The 17,942-nt window shown below is 41.8% G+C and carries 17 protein-coding genes; 3 read left to right on the forward strand and 14 right to left on the reverse strand.

Annotated elements, in window-relative coordinates:
• Nucleotides 1–3: 3 nt before the first annotated feature.
• The 14 genes from DYC50_RS08765 to thrA form a co-directional block, all read right to left on the reverse strand.
• Entirely contained in the window at nucleotides 4–1,407 is a 1,404-nt protein-coding gene (locus DYC50_RS08765) for a replicative DNA helicase (protein ID WP_115249857.1), read from the reverse strand.
• 189 nt (nucleotides 1,408–1,596) lie between these two features.
• The gene (locus tag DYC50_RS08770) at nucleotides 1,597–2,589 is read right to left on the reverse strand and encodes a DUF2891 domain-containing protein (RefSeq protein WP_103855282.1); all 993 of its coding nucleotides are present in this window, start codon (nucleotides 2,587–2,589) and stop codon (nucleotides 1,597–1,599) included.
• Between the two features lie 9 nt (nucleotides 2,590–2,598).
• On the reverse strand, nucleotides 2,599–3,579 hold the full coding sequence (locus DYC50_RS08775) for a DUF979 domain-containing protein (protein ID WP_115249858.1): 981 nt from the start codon (nucleotides 3,577–3,579) through the stop codon (nucleotides 2,599–2,601).
• Nucleotides 3,576–4,304: a DUF969 domain-containing protein gene (locus DYC50_RS08780; RefSeq protein ID WP_115249859.1), complete on the reverse strand. Its 729-nt coding sequence runs from the start codon at nucleotides 4,302–4,304 to the stop codon at nucleotides 3,576–3,578. Before DYC50_RS08780 ends, DYC50_RS08775 begins: the two co-directional genes overlap by 4 nt.
• A 172-nt stretch (nucleotides 4,305–4,476) precedes the next feature.
• The gene (locus DYC50_RS08785; protein WP_115249860.1) at nucleotides 4,477–6,045 is read right to left on the reverse strand and encodes an AbgT family transporter; all 1,569 of its coding nucleotides are present in this window, start codon (nucleotides 6,043–6,045) and stop codon (nucleotides 4,477–4,479) included.
• A 183-nt stretch (nucleotides 6,046–6,228) separates the two neighbouring features.
• Complete coding sequence (gene cpdA, locus DYC50_RS08790; RefSeq protein ID WP_115249861.1) at nucleotides 6,229–7,059, reverse strand: 3',5'-cyclic-AMP phosphodiesterase; 831 nt, start codon at nucleotides 7,057–7,059, stop codon at nucleotides 6,229–6,231.
• A gap of 142 nt (nucleotides 7,060–7,201) precedes the next feature.
• Nucleotides 7,202–7,831, reverse strand: coding sequence for an ADP-ribose diphosphatase (gene nudF / locus DYC50_RS08795; RefSeq protein ID WP_103855564.1), 630 nt, complete (start codon nucleotides 7,829–7,831; stop codon nucleotides 7,202–7,204).
• 118 nt (nucleotides 7,832–7,949) lie between these two features.
• Nucleotides 7,950–8,357: a phosphate-starvation-inducible protein PsiE gene (psiE, locus tag DYC50_RS08800; protein ID WP_103855565.1), complete on the reverse strand. Its 408-nt coding sequence runs from the start codon at nucleotides 8,355–8,357 to the stop codon at nucleotides 7,950–7,952.
• Between the two features lie 12 nt (nucleotides 8,358–8,369).
• Nucleotides 8,370–9,056, reverse strand: a complete 687-nt coding sequence (locus DYC50_RS08805) for a M15 family metallopeptidase (protein ID WP_115249862.1) — start codon at nucleotides 9,054–9,056, stop codon at nucleotides 8,370–8,372.
• Nucleotides 9,053–10,195, reverse strand: a complete 1,143-nt coding sequence (dapE, locus tag DYC50_RS08810; RefSeq protein ID WP_115249863.1) for a succinyl-diaminopimelate desuccinylase — start codon at nucleotides 10,193–10,195, stop codon at nucleotides 9,053–9,055. Before dapE ends, DYC50_RS08805 begins: the two co-directional genes overlap by 4 nt.
• Before the next feature lie 13 nt (nucleotides 10,196–10,208).
• Complete coding sequence (locus tag DYC50_RS08815) at nucleotides 10,209–10,556, reverse strand: ArsC family reductase (RefSeq protein ID WP_115249864.1); 348 nt, start codon at nucleotides 10,554–10,556, stop codon at nucleotides 10,209–10,211.
• A 177-nt stretch (nucleotides 10,557–10,733) separates the two neighbouring features.
• A complete protein-coding gene (gene thrC, locus DYC50_RS08820) occupies nucleotides 10,734–12,008 on the reverse strand; it encodes a threonine synthase (RefSeq protein WP_115249865.1) in 1,275 nt (424 codons plus the stop codon).
• Between the two features lie 288 nt (nucleotides 12,009–12,296).
• Nucleotides 12,297–13,241 carry a homoserine kinase gene (thrB, locus tag DYC50_RS08825; protein WP_115249866.1) on the reverse strand — a complete coding sequence of 315 codons (945 nt, stop codon included), beginning with the start codon at nucleotides 13,239–13,241 and terminating at the stop codon, nucleotides 12,297–12,299.
• A 9-nt stretch (nucleotides 13,242–13,250) separates the two neighbouring features.
• Nucleotides 13,251–15,698 (reverse strand): bifunctional aspartate kinase/homoserine dehydrogenase I, encoded by a 2,448-nt coding sequence (thrA, locus tag DYC50_RS08830; RefSeq protein WP_115249867.1) that lies wholly within the window; start codon nucleotides 15,696–15,698, stop codon nucleotides 13,251–13,253.
• A 301-nt stretch (nucleotides 15,699–15,999) separates the two neighbouring features.
• Here thrA and DYC50_RS08835 point away from each other — a divergent pair, with 301 nt between their 5' ends.
• The 3 genes from DYC50_RS08835 to rnt all read left to right on the forward strand — a co-directional run bounded on the left by DYC50_RS08835 (nucleotide 16,000) and on the right by rnt (nucleotide 17,938).
• Nucleotides 16,000–16,704 carry a YggS family pyridoxal phosphate-dependent enzyme gene (locus tag DYC50_RS08835; protein ID WP_115249868.1) on the forward strand — a complete coding sequence of 235 codons (705 nt, stop codon included), beginning with the start codon at nucleotides 16,000–16,002 and terminating at the stop codon, nucleotides 16,702–16,704.
• A gap of 85 nt (nucleotides 16,705–16,789) precedes the next feature.
• On the forward strand, nucleotides 16,790–17,197 hold the full coding sequence (gene gloA, locus DYC50_RS08840; protein ID WP_103852751.1) for a lactoylglutathione lyase: 408 nt from the start codon (nucleotides 16,790–16,792) through the stop codon (nucleotides 17,195–17,197).
• 93 nt (nucleotides 17,198–17,290) lie between these two features.
• Nucleotides 17,291–17,938, forward strand: a complete 648-nt coding sequence (gene rnt / locus DYC50_RS08845; protein ID WP_103855821.1) for a ribonuclease T — start codon at nucleotides 17,291–17,293, stop codon at nucleotides 17,936–17,938.
• Nucleotides 17,939–17,942: the final 4 nt, after the last annotated feature.

Consider the following 17,942-nt stretch of genomic DNA (forward strand, 5'->3'; position numbering starts at 1 on the left):
TGCCTACTCGTGAATATATTCTGGTTGATCTTTAAGGTTGTCAAAACGGGAAAATTGTCCGTTAAATTTCAACCGCACTTTACCAATTGGGCCATTACGTTGCTTACCGATAATAATTTCCGCAATGCCTTTTTCTTCCGAATTATCGTTATACACTTCATCGCGATAAATAAACATAATCAAATCCGCATCTTGCTCAATGGAGCCGGACTCACGCAAATCTGAGTTTACAGGGCGTTTATCCGCGCGATTTTCCAAGGTACGGTTAAGCTGAGAAAGGGCAATCACTGGCACTTCTAGCTCTTTGGCTAAGGCTTTCAAAGAACGCGAAATTTCTGCAATTTCTAAGGTACGGTTATCAGAAAAGGCTGGCGCACGCATTAACTGCAAGTAATCCACCATAATCAGGCTCAAGCCACCGTGTTCACGATATATCCGTCTTGCACGAGAACGTAATTCAGTTGGCGTTAGGCCTGAAGAATCGTCAATATACAAATTTGGGTTTTGCTTAAACAAACCAACACTGCTAGCGATTTTCGACCAATCTTCATCATCTAATCCCTGTCCAGTACGAATTTTGGTTTGATCAACGCGTGAAAGAGAAGCGATTGTACGCATCATAATTTGTTCTGATGGCATCTCTAAACTAAACACCAACACAGGTTTATCCGATTCTAACGCCGCATTTTCGCACAAGTTCATTGCAAAGGTGGTTTTCCCCATTGATGGACGCGCGGCAATAATAATTAAATCAGAAGGTTGCAAGCCAGCTGTTTTGCGATCGAGATCGAAAAAGCCTGTACTTACCCCTGTTACCCCATTATTGTGTTCAGATTGGCTTAAAAGCTGAATTTTTTGTACTGTTCCGCGTAAAATATCCACCACATTTTCTGGCCCTTCACCTTGCGTAGTACGCTTTTCTGCAATGCTAAACACTTCACGTTCGGCATCATCAAGAATTTCTTTAACATCTCGCCCTTTGGTTTGATAGCTCATTTCAGCAATTTTGTTACTGGACGCAATCAGCTCACGTAAAATGGCTTTTTCACGCACAATATCAGCATAAGTCAGCACGTTCGCTGCACTTGGCGTATTTTTTGAAAGCTCGGCTAAATAGGCAAAACCGCCCACTTCTTCGCTCACGCCAGCGGCTTTCAAGGTTTCATCTAAGGTTAAAAGATCCACAGGTTTATTGTTGCGGATCAAATTCATTATGTGTTGAAAAATTAAACGATGCTCAAAGGTATAAAAATCTTCGGCAATAATACGCTCAGATACGGCGTCCCAATGGGCATCTGTCAGCAACATACTGCCGATGACCGCTTGTTCTGCTTCAATGGAATGAGGGGGAATGTTAATCTGCTCAACTTTTTTATCTTTCGAGCTTGAGAGGTATTGTTTCGCCATAAATCCGTTTTTGATTACGATAAAAATTTATGCCTATCATATACCAAATTGCGGGGAGAATTAAGAAAAAGAAAAGGGGATTTTATTTCTGATCAAAAGAAAACCGCAACCTTGGCTGTTCGCTCAAAGTGCGGTTATTTTTTCTCAAATTTTTATCGTTTGCTTTTTAAACGAAAGTAAAGTGATGGATTATTCCAACGCCAACAAGGCAAAGGTTGCAAGCCAGTGCGCACCGCTGTAATGGCTGCCGACAACGTGATCTAAGCTCGCTTGAAGATGCTGTTGAATGGCATTTTTAAGCGCTGTTTGTAAGGCGTGATCCGCAGGTAGCGCTTTCGCGATGTGTTTGAAGCACCACGAACGGCTCAGATTTAAGCCATCTAAATGGGCAATTTTTGGATCAGCACGATCGCTCACTTCTGCCGGACTTAGCAAGGTGTTGAGCTGTTGTTCAGGCAAGAACTCGGCAAACCAAGCTGGGAAATCCGCTAACACTTTACTCATTAATAAGGCTTCCGTTAATGCGCCTGAAAGATAATCGTCCCCTGCGGGTTCATAATTGGCTGGGTAATTTTTATCTTGGCGATAATAACGTTCAGTCGCCTGTAAAATGGCATTTTCCAATTCTTGATCCTGCATTGCTCTTGCATAATCCAGTGCCAAAACAAGCGCAAAGGCAGTGTTAAAATGCGTTCCAACACGAATTGGATAGCTTAATTTACCTAGATAATCGAGTAATTTTTGGCGAATATCCAAGGTGAGCGGTTGCAATAATTCATACCATTGTTCTGCTTGTGGTAAGTCGGATTGTTTAAGCTCTTGAGCAAGTGCCAAGATCCACGCATAACCATAAGGGCGCTCAAAAGACGCGCGGAATGGTGCGTGAAAATAAGCCAACTCGTGCGCTACATTTTCCGCTGTGAAATGTTCGGCGAATAATTTTTCGATCTCCGCTTTGCTGTCTAAATTAGGATAAATTTTTACACAGCGTAATAAAAGCCAATAACCGTGTACCGCGGAATGCCAGTCAAAACAACCGTAAAAAATCGGGTGTAGCTGACGCGGTGATTGCACATCGGCTTCAGAATTAAGCAGGTGCATTATATGATTTGGGTATTCTTGACGTAAAAATTGCAAGGGCATATTGGCAAATTCAGTCGCCTGTTGTTGAGTGAGTTTCATACTTGCTCCTTAAAAAATAATGAAATACATCAGAATAATATTGGCGATCAAAATAGATACCGCAGAAGGAATCTGCACTTTGATCACTTGATATTTATCTTTTAATTCTAACAATGCGGCAGGCACGATATTAAAGTTTGCTGCCATTGGAGTCATTAATGTACCGCAATAGCCCGCATACATACCAATCGCAAACAATGGTGCTGGATCAGCATTGTGCATTGTCACTAAAAACGGCAAGGCAATCCCCGCACTCAGCACAGGGAAAGCAGCAAAGGCGTTACCCATAATCATTGTGAAGAGCGCCATTCCTAAGCAATAAGTGGCAACGAGTAAGAAACGATTATTTGGATCGATAAACAAGCTCACCACTTTTTGCACCGATTCCCCAGTGTTCGCTGCCACAAATACACCGCCTAACATTGCCAACATTTGCGGTAAAATTGCTGCCCAGCCAATGGTGTCCACTAAACGTCTAGATTGGCTTACCGCTTGCAATGGTGAACCGCCTGTGAGTTTCCAGCCGACTAATAACGCGGTGATACAAGCTAAGCATAATGCAGCAAGGGTGAGATATTTTTGATCAAGCAAGAATACGCCACCGATGGATACGCCTTTCAGGAAGATCGTTCCGATCACTGTTACCACAGGAATTAATACTGCAGGTAAGAATAACCAGTTTTTCAATTTATTTGATGAGGCTTCGCGTTGCTCATCGGTAGCCATTGGGTATTCCCCTTTGCCCACTAAGCCAAGTCCAGCCAATAGCGCAATAACGATTACAACGGCACCAACAATACGGTAAGTAAGCGCTTTTCCTAAGGTGGCGATCATAAGATCACTAAATAAGAAAATGCTGCCAAATAAGAACCAGAAAAGTGCGGTGGTAAATCGTTTAGCATTTGCTTTATCACGCAAGGTCATTACCACGAGCATCATCACAATAATGCCAATTAAATAATAAACGGAATTAATGCTGATTAAGGTCATTTGCTCGCCTCCTCTGTTGCTTTACCTGTTTGGGCTTGCCACGCCAACACATCACGATGAATACTCGCATCAAGGCGTACAAGGCGGAACATATGAATCACTAATGCAGCAATCGCCGTTGGAATTGCCCATAATCCAATGTGTAACGGTTCTACGTTGGTGATACCGTTTTCTTTCAAGAAAGCATCAATCAGCAATACCGCACCAAAGGCAATAAAAATATCTTCTCCAAAAAATACGGCAATATTGTCGCAGGCGGCGGAATGGGCTTTGATTTTATCGCGAATATGTTGTGGTAAATCACCATATTTATTGACCGCAGCCCCTTCTGTCATCGGTGCAAGCAAAGGACGTACGGTTTGTGCGTGTCCCCCTAAAGACATCAAACCTAATGCGGCGGTGGCTTCACGCATAACAAAATAAAGCATTAAAATGCGTGCTGAAGTAACACTTGCCATTTTCGCCACCCAAGCCTGAGCGCGTTCTTTCAAGCCGTAATATTCTAATAATCCAATAACCGGCAAAATAAGTAGAAATGTGGCAAGAGAACGGCTGTTGATGAATTTCTCACCGAAGGTTTCTAGCAACAAACCAAAATCCATTCCCACCACTAAACCTGTGGCTAAGCCTGCGGCAACCACCACAAGCAGGGGGTTAAAACGTAAAGCAAACCCGATAACGACAATGGGAATACCCACAAGAGGGAGTAGCGTTGCGCTATCCATAAATCAGACCTCCATAGCATAGGATAAAAAGGAAAAACGATGAATAATCAATCGTTTCTCAAGCAATATATGGAAATGTAAAAAAATTGTAAACAAAGATTAATGAAATTAGCGATCTAGATCACATTTTTAAACAAAAAAGTGCGGTGAAAAATCACCGCACTTGTTACGATTAAGGCGTATAGTAAGTGGCAGAACCTGGGCCAACAGGTAAGCCAAAGACAAATACCCATACGAAGAACAAGGCTGACCAAGCAATTAAGAATGCAATAGAATAAGGTAACATCATTGAAACAATAGTTCCCACGCCCGCATCTTTTCTATATTTAATCACTGTGGCCATAATCAAGCCGAAATAGCTCATCATTGGTGTGATAATGTTGGTAACAGAATCCCCAATTCGATATGCAGCTTGAATCACTTCTGGTGCATAACCTGCTAGCATTAACATTGGCACAAAAATCGGTGCGGTTACTGCCCATTGCGCTGAAGCCGAGCCAATCATTAAGTTAATAAACGCACAAATTAGGATAAAGCCGATAAATAATAAACCGCCGTGTAAGCCCAATTCATTTAAGAAATTCGCACCTTTCACTGCGATGATTTGACCAATATTCGTCCAGCTAAAGAAAGCGATAAATTGCGCAGCAAAGAAAATAATTACTAAATAAAGGCCTAATGAACTCATTATTTCTGCCATTGCATTGACGACATCTTTATCGCTACGGATTGTTTTTACCACTACTCCATAAACAATCCCCGGAATGGCAAATAATACGAAGATAAATACAACAATAGATTTTAAGAATGGGGAACCCGTCACTAAGCCTGTGGTTGGATTACGCAAAATACCATTTTCTGGCACAACGCTTAACGCAAGTAATACGCAGCAGACTAAGAAAGCTAAACCAGCAAACAATAGCCCTTTGCGTTCTAGCGGAGTAACGCTAGCTGAGCGTTGTTCATCAATTTCATCTTGACTTAATGAACCTTTGTATTCACCAAGTTGTGGTTCAACCACTTTTTCTGTAATAAGATAACCAATAATCGCAATGATGAACGTACTAACAAACATAAAATACCAATTAGCTTCTGCGCCTACCGTATAATTCGGATCAATTATTTGCGCTGCTTGTTGCGTAATCCCAGCTAATAATGGATCGATGGTACCTAATAGCAAGTTGGCAGAATAGCCGCCCGATACCCCTGCAAAAGCAGCAGCCAGACCTGCTAATGGGTGGCGTCCTAAAGAATGGAAAATAATCGCCGCTAATGGGATAAGCACCAAGTAACCTAATTCCGCCGCCATATTCGACATAATCCCAGCAAAAACTACCGCTAATGTGGTGAGTTTGCGTGGTGCTTTTAATACAACCAAACGCATTGCCGCAGAAATTAAACCTGATTTCTCCGCAATACCCACACCAAGCATCGCTACTAACACCGTACCAAGTGGCGCAAAGTTGGTAAAGTTTTTAACTAAATTAGTGAGAATTTTGATTAACCCTTCTTGGTTTAGCAAACTCACCACATAGATGACTCCATCAGCACTACGGCCTTTGGCGCCCTCAGGACGAGGATCTAATGCAGAAATGCCAAAATACTCCCCTAATGCGGAAGCGAGCAATAATAAAGTAATTAAAATAACAAATAATGTTACGGGGTGAGGCAGGGCATTCCCTAGCCATTCAACGGTTCGTAGAAACTTACTTCCCTTGGGTGGAGTTTTCGCTACTGTCATATCTTACCTCATCTAGGTTATTAACAAAAAATCAACAATCTTTAACTTAATGATTTTTGAATAAAAAATCTACCCCAATTATAGAACAAAATGACATAATATATAAAGATTATATAATATTTAAGAATTTAAGAACGCTAGACAACAAAAAAGTGCGGTAAAAATTACCGCACTTTTTTCTGTTTAGTAGCCTTCACTTAACATATTTGGCAAAAATTGTTTTTGCGTAATACGTTTAACACGAGTTTTGATTTGGCCATCAGAATATAGCTCTAACTCGCGCCAGCCCGGCTGTAATGTGTCTAGCGCAAAAGTATTACTATCTGGCTTAAATTGAATGCTGGTGGACGGGGTAGCCATTACTTGATAGCCTTGCCATTGACTATCAACCGCTTGATGAATATGGCCGTACAAAATCCCCTTGACATTCTTAAATGGCAATAGCACATTGGCAAGTTCTAAGGCGTTGCGTAAATTATGCTGATCCAACCAAGCAGAATTAGTCGATAAAATATGGTGGTGCAGCACAATTAACGCATAACGTTGTGGATATGCCTTTAATTTTTCCACTAAAAAATCTAACTGCGCAGGTTCTAATTGTCCGTGTGGAACACCAGATACTTGACTATCAAGCATAATAATCTGCCAATGTTCACCCAATAAAAGATGCTTCGCTGGACTTAACTGTCCATTATTATGATTGAGTATCTCAAACATTTTCGGCTGAAAATCGTGGTTGCCTGGTATCCAAAATACGGTTTTGCCTAGTTTTTGTACGCTTTGACAAAATCTTAGATAGCCTTCATTACTGCTATCTTGCACTAAATCGCCTGTGGCTAGCACAAGATCGTAATTGAACTCACTTTGTTTAATTTCCTCCAAGACTTGATTAAAACTAGCCTGCGTATTAATCCCTAGTAATTCTCCATTTTCATCATTAAATAAGTGAGGATCTGTGATCTGAATCAAACGTACAACGTCTTCGTTTGTTGAATGTGTATAAGTATCGATCAAAATACCTTCTCCTCTTTGTCAAAATAAATGCAAAAGACATTAATAACTTACGGATTTGAAAAAAAATTGCATTATAAAAATCCGAAAAATGCTAAGCGGATCATATTCCGCCCTTAAATTTTGATTAAAAATTCGATCCAGTTCACATTTTTGACCATTCCTTTTGTAAAGAAAGGTAATTTAATTGTAGCCACAGCAAGCCTGTTACCGCTAAGCCATTATCAATCTTGCCATTACAAACCCACTCGTAAGCAGTTTGACGCGGAATAACGTGAACGCGAATATCTTCATTTTCATCGGCCAAGCCGTGAATACCCTGTGCTTTTTGGCTATCTACTTTGCCGACAAATAAATGAATGCGCTCAACAATACCACCAGGGCTGTCCCAAAAGCTCATCACTTCACGCAGATGTTCTACTTGTACGCCTGCTTCTTCTTGGCTTTCACGTTGCGCCACTTCATCGGGCTGCTCACCTTCTTCCACCATACCTGCGATCAGTTCTAACAACCAAGGGGATTGGCTAAGCTGCGGGTTATAAGCACCGATGCGCACCTGCTCCACCATCACCACGCTGTCGGCATCAGGATCATAAGCCACCACCACAGAAGCTGCGCCTTTCACCAGCAATTCACGGGTTACTACACCGCTTTCACCGCCAGCAAACAGCTTATGTTTAAAATAGACTTTCTTTAAATTAAAAAAACCGTTATAAAGCGGTTCTTCCTTGATAATTTCAATATCCTGTTGGGTAAATTGCTGTAAGTCGGACATCATTTTTCCTCGTATAAAATTTTGCTAAGAATACGCCAGTTTTTTACAAAAAAAAATGTAATTTTTCTGATCTTTGTTGAAAAATTTGACCTTGTTCACAAAACCTGTGAAAAATCGGCTAACTTTTCTTCAGGCGATCGGAGCTAACCAAGAATAACGCGATCACCATTAGCAAAATCGATCCAGAAAAAAGCAAGGTATTTACTGGGCTGGAATGATCCACAATGATTAAACGCACCATTGCGGTGATCCCGATATATAAAAAATAACGCAGTGGAAAATGATAATCGGTTTTGAAATATTTCACAATCAAGGCTAAAAACTCAAAATAAAGAAAATACACCACAATTTTTTCCACCAACAAATAAGAGGCCTCTTTTGATTGCTCAAATAATACAAGGGCTAAACCATAAGTTTCTTTCGCTAAAAACACGACCAAAATCAGCGCAAGCACCAAGAGAGAAATATTCAGCACCCACTGTAATAATGCAGAGATACTTTGTGGAAAAAAACGTTTTTCACTCATTTTATTTTCCTTCTAAATAAAAAATCGTTCAAAAATTTCAGGCAATTGCTTGATTAATGTTGCCTTGCCTGCTACATCTTGATCTTGCCAAGCTTGCACTAAAATTTCAGGATTGAAATGCGAGCGAGCAAGCTCAGCCATTGGTAAATAACTAATATGCCAAGGCTCATAACCAATATTTAGACGTTCTGGCATTTGTGCAAAAGGGAAGTAAAAATCAAACTTTTGCACATTTTCTTTTATCCATTCACTCAGCTCAAAAAAATAGCCTTTCTCACCATATTCCCAAGGCTCAAGTTGTAATTTTTGATCTGCCGGCAATAAATCAGGATCAAAAATATCCACTTCCGTTCCCCAATGATGACGGCTCCCCCCCGGTAAGGCTGACCAACGTAAAATGCCTTGGCATTTTTCCCAATCAGAACAACAGGATAAATCAAGCGCTTGTCCTTCATCATTATGCACTTTACGCTTGCCAGCAAATTTATCATTCCAGATCATTTGCTGACGTTGGAAATCACGAAAGCTACTCGCAGGCTGTAAATTAAAGCCATTTTTCACCGCACTTTGTTGCAAGCCTTGAAACGCTTTTAACGCATTGGCTTCAAGGAAATGCTGATGAGAAAAAGGGCAAGGCAACGCCACTAAATGCTCACGGGATTTTCCCGTCAGTGTCGCTGCGTTAAATGGGCTTTTCATTCGGTGTCCTTATCTAATAAATTCACGAGCATTTGCTGATACACTTCGCCTAGCGTAGCAAGATCTTGGCAACTTACACATTCATTGACTTTATGGATTGTGGCATTTAACGGCCCAAGTTCCACTACTTCTGCGCCCATTAAGGCAATAAAACGTCCGTCTGAGGTGCCACCGCCTGTTTCAAGTGCGGGGGTAATTTTGGCAATTTTTTCAAGACTATCCACCACGGCATTCACCAGTTTACCCGGTTTTGTTAAAAATGGCTTGCCCGATAAATTCCATTCAATACGATAATCAAGCTGATGTTTTTTCAGCATTTGTTCTACGGTTTGCTTGATTAGCTCGTCTGTTACTTCGGTGCAATAACGCAAATTAAACTGTACATAAAGCTCCCCTGGGATTACATTATTACTGCCTGTACCAGCTTGAATATTAGCAATCTGCAAACTGGTTGGCGGGAAGAATTCATTGCCCTGATCCCATTGGTAAGTGGTTAATTCTTTTAGGAAATCAACGGATTTATGAACAGGATTATCGGCTAAATGTGGGTAAGCAACGTGTCCTTGCACACCTTGAATATACAGATTGCCTGTAATGGAACCACGACGACCATTTTTCACCACATCGCCCAATTTCTCAGCACTCGAAGGCTCGCCAACCAAACAATAATCAATCGGCTCACCGCGTGCCATTAGGGTTTCCACTACCCGCACTGTGCCATCTTTTGCCGCCGCTTCTTCATCGGAAGTAATGAGCAAGGCAATCGTCCCAGCGTGATTCGGGTTAGCTTTCACATAATTTTCTGCCGCCACAACCATTGCAGCCAGCGAGCCTTTCATATCCGCCGCACCACGACCATACAACATATCATCGACAATTTGGGCTGAAAACGGGGGATATTGCCATTGGCTCTCATCGCCCACTGACACAACATCGGTATGCCCAGCAAAAGCCACCACAGGGCCTGTTGAGCCGTGCTTTGCCCATAAATTTAACGTATCATTAAAAGGCAACCACTCAATTTGAAAACCGAGTTTTTCTAAACGATCAGCAATCAGTTTTTGACAACCTTGATCATCAGGGCTAATCGAAGGACGTTGGATCAGCTGTTGCGCTAAAGTAACGATTGTTTCTTTCATTGCTTAACCTTTTTTACTTACCAAAAGCTTGATCGTATGCGGTGGCATCAAAGCCGATTAACGCAATGTTATCTTGTAAAATAATCGGGCGTTTAATCAACGTTGGCTGTTCAAATAACACCTCAAGTGCGGTGCTTTTTGACAGATTTTTTTTCACTTCATCAGTTAAATTACGCCAAGTCGTACTGCGTTTATTAACTAAATTTTCCCACCCAAATTGGTTTTCAGCCTTTTCCAACCAAGCCTTATCCAAGCCATCTACACGATAATCGTGCAAACGATGTTCAATGCCATTATCCGCCAACCATTTCAAGGCTTTTTTCACCGTATCGCAATTTTTAATGCCATAAACTGTAATCATTTTTTGTCCTATGTTCTTTAATTAGCCAACGGGCGGACACACCGGCCCGCCCCTATATATTCATTATACTGATATAAAATTTATCTAAATGCTCCGTAGGGTGGGCTTTAGCCCACCGTGTAACGAAATGTTTCCTAACGGTGGGCTAAAGCCCACCCTACTTCACTTCTTGCATCTTTACTTCAACAAATACGCCTTTAACGTTGCAAAATCATTATCCATTTCATCTGAAAGCAATGGCAATTTGTTGTGTTTATCCAAAGCTTCTGGCAATGGTAATTCGGTGGATAAAATTCGCTCTACGCTTTCTTTGAATTTTGCCGGGTGTGCGGTGCAAAGGAATAAACCTGTTTCCCCCGGTTGCAAATCTGCTTTTAATACGCCGTAGGCAATCGCGCCGTGCGGTTCGCATAAATAGCCCAGTTCATTCATTGCACGCAATGTTTGTTCTGTCTGCTCATCATTCATTGCTGCTGAATGTAATTCTGATAATGCCCAACCGTTGCGTTTAAATAATTCTTCCACGCGTGGCCAGTTGTTCGGGCGGCTTACGTCCATTGCATTTGATAAAGTCGCAACGGTGTCATTTGGCGCCCATTCGCCAGTGCTTAAATAACGTGGCACAGTGTCGTTCGCATTAGTTGCGGCGATAAAACGTTTAATCGGTAAGCCCATTGTTTTGGCAATTAACCCTGCGGTGAGATTACCAAAGTTACCGCTTGGCACAGAAACCACAATATTTTCACGCTCTGCTTTTGGCAGTTGTGCTACCGCTTCAAAATAATAACAAACCTGTGCTAATAAACGGCTGATATTAATAGAGTTAGCTGAATTTAAGCCAATCGCTTGGCGAAGCTCCGCATCATCAAACGCTTGTTTAACCAAGGCTTGGCAATCATCAAAATCGCCGTTAATGGCAACAGTACGGATATTCCCACCTAGGGTGCAGAATAATTTTTCTTGTAATGGGCTGATTTTACCTTTTGGATATAAAATCACCACATCGATGTTTTCTAAACCATAGAATGCGTGCGCCACTGCAGCACCAGTATCCCCTGATGTTGCCGTTAAAATGGTGATTTTGCCATCGCCACGAACGGCTGCAAGAGCTTGTGCCATAAAGCGTCCGCCAAAATCTTTAAAGGCAAGAGTTGGGCCGTGGAATAATTCTAAGGCGTAAATATGATCTGCCACTTTTTCTACTGGTGCAGGGAATGTAAAAGCATTTTTTACCAGTTGAGCCAGTTTATCCGCTGGAATTTCATCACCAATTAATGCCCCTAGAATTTTCTCGCTACGCTCAACCAAAGGTAGCTCAAGCAAGGCATCAATGTTATCTAAGTGCGGGATAATTTCAGGGAAAAATAGCCCTTGATCTTTGCCTAGCCCTTGGCGTACTGCTTGGGCGAAATTGACTTGTTCTTCGGGGTGTTTGATGTTGTATAAATTCATAGTTGTTCCGTTTGGGGTTGGTTAATATTCTCTGTTTAAAGTTCTTTGGTTAAAATCTTTTATCTTTGTGGTTGATAACGGGTTTCGCTCGTTGAGCGACTTCCTTTCTTTTGCTTACCCAAAAGAAAGGAAGCAAAGAAAAGGGAACCCAAATAAATTGCTTATCTTCATTCCAATAAAATTTTCTTAACGAAAAGTAAGCCCATACTCGCTACGCTGCGTTCAGGCGTTACTTTTCTAAAAATTTTATTTCCATTCAGGCAATTTATATGGGGTTCAATGTTCTCATTAACCCAATTCTCTTGCGCCTTGGTTATCTACTTTACAAACGTGGACGAAGCCTTCGTTGTTTTGTAGATAATGGTTTTCCAAATAGGTGGCCACTTTGCTGGCGGTGTTTAAATCTGGTGCGATGGCGAACATTGTTGGGCCTGAGCCTGAAATGCCAGAAGCCAGTGCGCCAAGATCGCGTACCGCTTGTTTAACTTCAGCGAAATTTGGTAATAGTGCTTCACGATAAGGCTCTGCAATCACGTCTTTCATCATATAGGCGGCCAAAGCTTCTTGTTGCGTATGGCACGCGTGAACGAAACTGCCTAAATGACGGCCGTGTGTAATTACATCTTGACGAGTGTAGCTCTTCGGCAAAATGGCTCGCGCTTCTGAGGTAGAAACCTCAATACCCGGGTATGCCAACACCCAATACCAGTTATCAAAAAATGGCAACTGCTGACAAATATTGCCGAGCGATTGTACCATTAATTGCACCCCACCTAAATAACAAGGGGCAACATTATCATAATGAATTGAGCCTGAAATACGCCCTTCCAGTTCGCCCATCATTTCCAATAATTCCATTTTGGAAAAAGGTTCATCGTGGAATTTATTTAACGCCACTAAAGCAGCCACAATAGAACAGGCACTTGAGCCTAAGCCTGAGCCAATAGGCATATTTTTTTCTAGCGTTAAACGCAGCGGCTTCACGGTGCCGTTGCGTAATTTTAAGCGTTCACTAAAAAGCACATAGGCTTGATACACAATATTTTTTTGCGGTTCTTTTGGCAATTTACGCACAAAATAGCCCGCACTTTCTAGCTCAAAGCCTTGGCTGATTGCCTCCACTTGCACCACATCGCCCAATAATGAGCCATCAATTGGGGACACCGCCGCCCCCAATGTATCAAAGCCCACGCTGATATTCGCACTAGATGCAGGGGCGTAAATTCGTAACATAAATGCTCCTTAATTATGTAATGTTCTTAAAATATCGGCGAAGATCCCTGCCGCAGTTACCGCATTTCCTGCGCCATAACCACGCAATAATAATGGGATTGGCTGATAGTAGCGGGTGTAGAATGCTAAGGCATTTTCACCATTTTTTACTTTATACAGTGGATCATCTTGCCCTACCTCTACAATCGACACTTTGCATTTTCCGTTTTCAATTTGTCCAACATAACGCAGTACTTTGCCCTCTGCTTTCGCTTTTTCCACGCGCGCTTTAAATTCTGCATCAAGCTGTGGCAACATTGCCATAAATTCGTTCACTGATTTTCCTTCCGCAAAACCTTTTGGCAACACGCCCTCTACTTCCACATCGCTTAATTCTAATTGTAAGCCAGCTTCACGGGCTAAAATAAGCAATTTACGCGCCACATCTTGTCCTGAAAGATCATCACGAGGATCAGGTTCAGTAAAGCCTTTTTCACGGGCTAATGCGGTAACTTCTGAAAGCGATAGTCCTTCTTCCAACTTACCAAAAATAAAGGAAAGTGAGCCAGATAAAATGCCACTAAAGCGGATTAATTCATCCCCGGCGGCTAATAAATTTTGCAAGTTTTCAATCACTGGCAAGCCTGCGCCCACATTAGTTTCATACAAGAATTTATGTTGGCTTTTACGCGCATTTTCACGCAATAAATTATAGTACTCGAGTTCTCTGGTGTTGGCTTTTTTGTTTGGCGTTACCACGTGGAAGCCCTCGCTTAAAGCACGCGCATACAAGCCAGCAACACTTTCCGCTGATGTGCAATCCACAAATACAGGGTTTACAACGTGGTGCAATTTAATGAAAGAAAGCAACACATCAAAGTCTGAAGGCTGTGTGGCATTTTCCAAATCTTCTTGCCAGTGATCCAGATTTAAGCCATTGGCATCAAGTAACATTTTATTTGAGTTTGCAATGGCACAAACGCGGATCTCAATGTCCTTTTTTGCTAAATAATCTCGCTGATTTTTTACCTGCTCAATTAATTCACTCCCTACGCCACCTACCCCAACGAGAAAAATGTCCACCACTTTTTTGTTATTAAAAAGAGCTTGGTGCGTTGCTTTCACCGCTTCAATGGCTTTATTTTGTGGCACTACGGCAGAAATAGAACGCTCAGAAGATCCTTGTGCAATCGCTACAATGCTGATATTCGCCTGTGCTAATGCGGAGAAGAAATGGGCAGCAATCCCTTTCGCTTGACGCATTCCCTCGCCCACTACGGAGATGATGGAAAGATCTTTGATCACTTCGATTTCTTCTAAATCTTGGTTTTTCAGTTCTTGGGCAAATTCCACTTCCAACGCATTTTTTGCCACCTCTGCCGCTTTCACTGGCACACAGAAACTAATGCTGTATTCAGAAGAAGATTGGGTAATTAAAATCACCGAAACGCCAGCTTTTGACATTGTAGAGAACACGCGAGCGGCCATTCCCACCATTCCTTGCATTCCCGGCCCTGACACATTAAACATCGCCAAATTATCAAGGTTGGTGATCCCTTTTACTTGTAATTGTTCTGATTGCGCATTGCTGTCGATAATTGAGCCTTTGGCATCTGGATTGCCTGTATTTTTAATTAAGCAAGGAATATTGGCTTGTGCTAATGGCCCAATGGTGCGTGGGTGAATCACTTTCGCCCCGAAATAAGAAAGTTCCATTGCTTCACGGTAAGAAAGACTTGGCAATAAACGCGCATCAGGCACAAGGCGTGGATCACAGGTAAATACGCCGTCCACATCTGTCCAAATTTCGCACACTGACGCATTTAAACAAGCCGCTAAACAAGCCGCAGAATAATCTGAGCCGTTACGCCCTAATAAGACCAACTCACCTTTATCATTACCAGCTGTGAACCCTGCCATTAACACTACGTTATTTTTTGGAATACTTGCCACATCAATACGTTTGGTGGATTCTTCAATATCCACAGAAGATTCTAAATAACCGCCCTGAGCTAAAAGTTTTTCTACAGGGTTGATCACCGTAACTTGGTAGCCACGAGTTTCAAACCACGCTTTCATCATTGCAATGGATAATTTTTCCCCACGGCAATCAATGGTGGCTTTTATCGCATCGTCCAGCACGCCTTTGGCACGAATTTCTGCTAATAACTCTGCAATTTGGGCAAATTCTGCGTCAATCACGGCTTTACAGCCTGCGAGATCAAAATTTTCACTTTCGGCATATAAGCCATTAATAATGGTATAGAAAATTTCAAGTGCTTGATTAAAATCGGTATCAGTTGGTAGGTTTTGGCTTGCTTTTTCAGAAAGGGCGACAAGATAATTGGTGATCTTAGCGGGGGCCGATAACACGCCAGCGGCTTGCTCTTCCAAATGGGCTTTTTCGATCAGCCGTGCCGCTTGTGAAAAACGTTCTGGATTTGCCAGCGAAGTGCCACCAAATTTTAATACTCGCATAGAAATTCTCCTCAGTATAAATGTTGTGAATGCAAAAAATGCTTATAAAAAAACCCGCACTTTGTAATGCGGGTTTTCTGTGATCCTGTTTTTAACGCACTAACCCGCCCCATTCATCGTAATGGTAATAATGGTGGTGGTAATAATTGCCATTGTGCGTTGCATTGTTGTGATTTTCCTAACAAAAAATGATGGTGTTAGAAATACCGAAATTTTCACGCCTTGTCAAACAGAAAATGAATAATATAGAATGATTTTGTTAAAATAATGCGAAACTTCATAGGATATAGGTAAACCAGCAATGACCATTCAACAAAATTTACAACAGGTGCAAACACAAATCCAACAAGCGTGCGAGCAAGCTCAGCGAGCCAACACGGATATCACTCTATTGGCGGTGAGCAAAACCAAGCCCGTAGAAGCCATTTTGACTGCCTACCAAGCGGGACAACGTCAATTTGGCGAAAACTATGTGCAAGAGGGGGTAGAAAAAATCCAGCATTTTGAGGGGCAAGGTTTCGATCTCGAATGGCATTTCATCGGGCCGTTGCAATCAAACAAAACCCGTTTAGTGGCGGAACATTTTGATTGGATACAAACCCTTGATCGCGCCAAGATTGCCGATCGTCTTAATGATCAGCGTCCCCACTACAAAAAACCGTTGAATGTGCTGATTCAAATTAATATTAGCGATGAAAGCAGTAAATCAGGCATTCAACCTGCGGAAATGCTGGATTTGGCAAAACACATCAAAAATCTACCGCACTTATGTTTGCGTGGGTTAATGGCAATTCCTGCGCCAACAGATGATATTCATCAACAAAAACAAGCCTTTATGCAAATGCAGCAGCTTTTCGAGCAGCTTAAACGTGCGCTGCCTGAATGCCAAATTGACACCCTTTCAATGGGAATGTCAGACGATTTAACTGCCGCCATTGAATGTGGTTCAACAATGGTTCGCATTGGCACAGCAATTTTTGGCGCACGCGATTACACGCAAAAATAAGCCTTGTTTTAAGCAAAACTCTGTAATGCTTTTTACCCCTGACTATGGCATAATGCCTAGAATTTTCTGATGATTGGAGATGATTATGCGAATTTTACATACAATGTTACGCGTGGGCGATTTAGATCGTTCGATTAAATTTTATCAAGATGTGTTAGGAATGCGTTTATTACGCACCAGCGAAAACCCAGAATATAAATATACCCTTGCTTTTTTAGGTTATGACGATGAAGACAAAGCTTCTGTGCTTGAATTAACCTACAACTGGGGCGTGCACGAATACGATCTTGGCAATGCTTATGGGCATATCGCTATCGGCGTGGACGATATTTATGCCACTTGCGAAGCCGTTCGCCAAGCAGGCGGAAAAGTTACTCGTGAGCCGGGTCCAGTAAAAGGTGGCAAAACAGTGATTGCCTTCGTGGAAGATCCTGATGGTTACAAAATCGAGTTTATCGAAAATAAAAATGCGCAAGCTGGATTAGGCAACTAAGCTAAAATAATTTGTTAAAAAGCGCGGTGGAAATTTTCGCAAATTTTACACCGCACTTTTTATCTCACCTTTGATCTGATAGTCCATAATGTTATGACAACAAGCGAACCCATTAATTATAATTTGCTGAAAAACCGCTTTCGTGGCTACTTGCCCGTGATTATTGATGTAGAAACCGCAGGCTTTAACGCAAAAACTGATGCGTTACTTGAAATCGCCGCTATTACGGTAAAAATGGACGAAAATGGGTTCTTATTACCCGATCAAAAGTGCCATTTTCATATTCAACCTTTTGAAGGGGCGAATATCAATCCTGATTCACTCAAATTTAACGGCATTGATATTGATAACCCCTTGCGTGGTGCGATTTCGGAAAATATCGCCATTAGTGAATTATTCAAAATGGTGCGTCAAGCACAAAAACAAGCGGAATGCCAACGTTCCATTATCGTGGCGCATAATGCCACTTTCGACCAAAGTTTCTTAATGGCGGCGGCTGAGCGCGTGCAAGCCAAACGCAATCCATTCCACCCTTTTGGAATGTTTGACACCGCCACATTAAGCGGATTTATGTTCGGTCAAACGGTACTGGTGAAAGCCTGCCAAGCGGCGAACATTCCTTTTGATCATAAACAAGCGCATTCCGCTTTATATGATACAGAACGCACCGCAGAATTATTCTGTTATATGGTAAATCATCTCAAACAATTAGGTGGTTTTCCCCATCAAATAACAGAATAAGTGC

The sequence above is a fragment of the Avibacterium avium genome (genome assembly GCF_900454535.1).
In the GTDB taxonomy this organism is placed as follows: Bacteria; Pseudomonadota; Gammaproteobacteria; order Enterobacterales; family Pasteurellaceae; genus Avibacterium; species Avibacterium avium.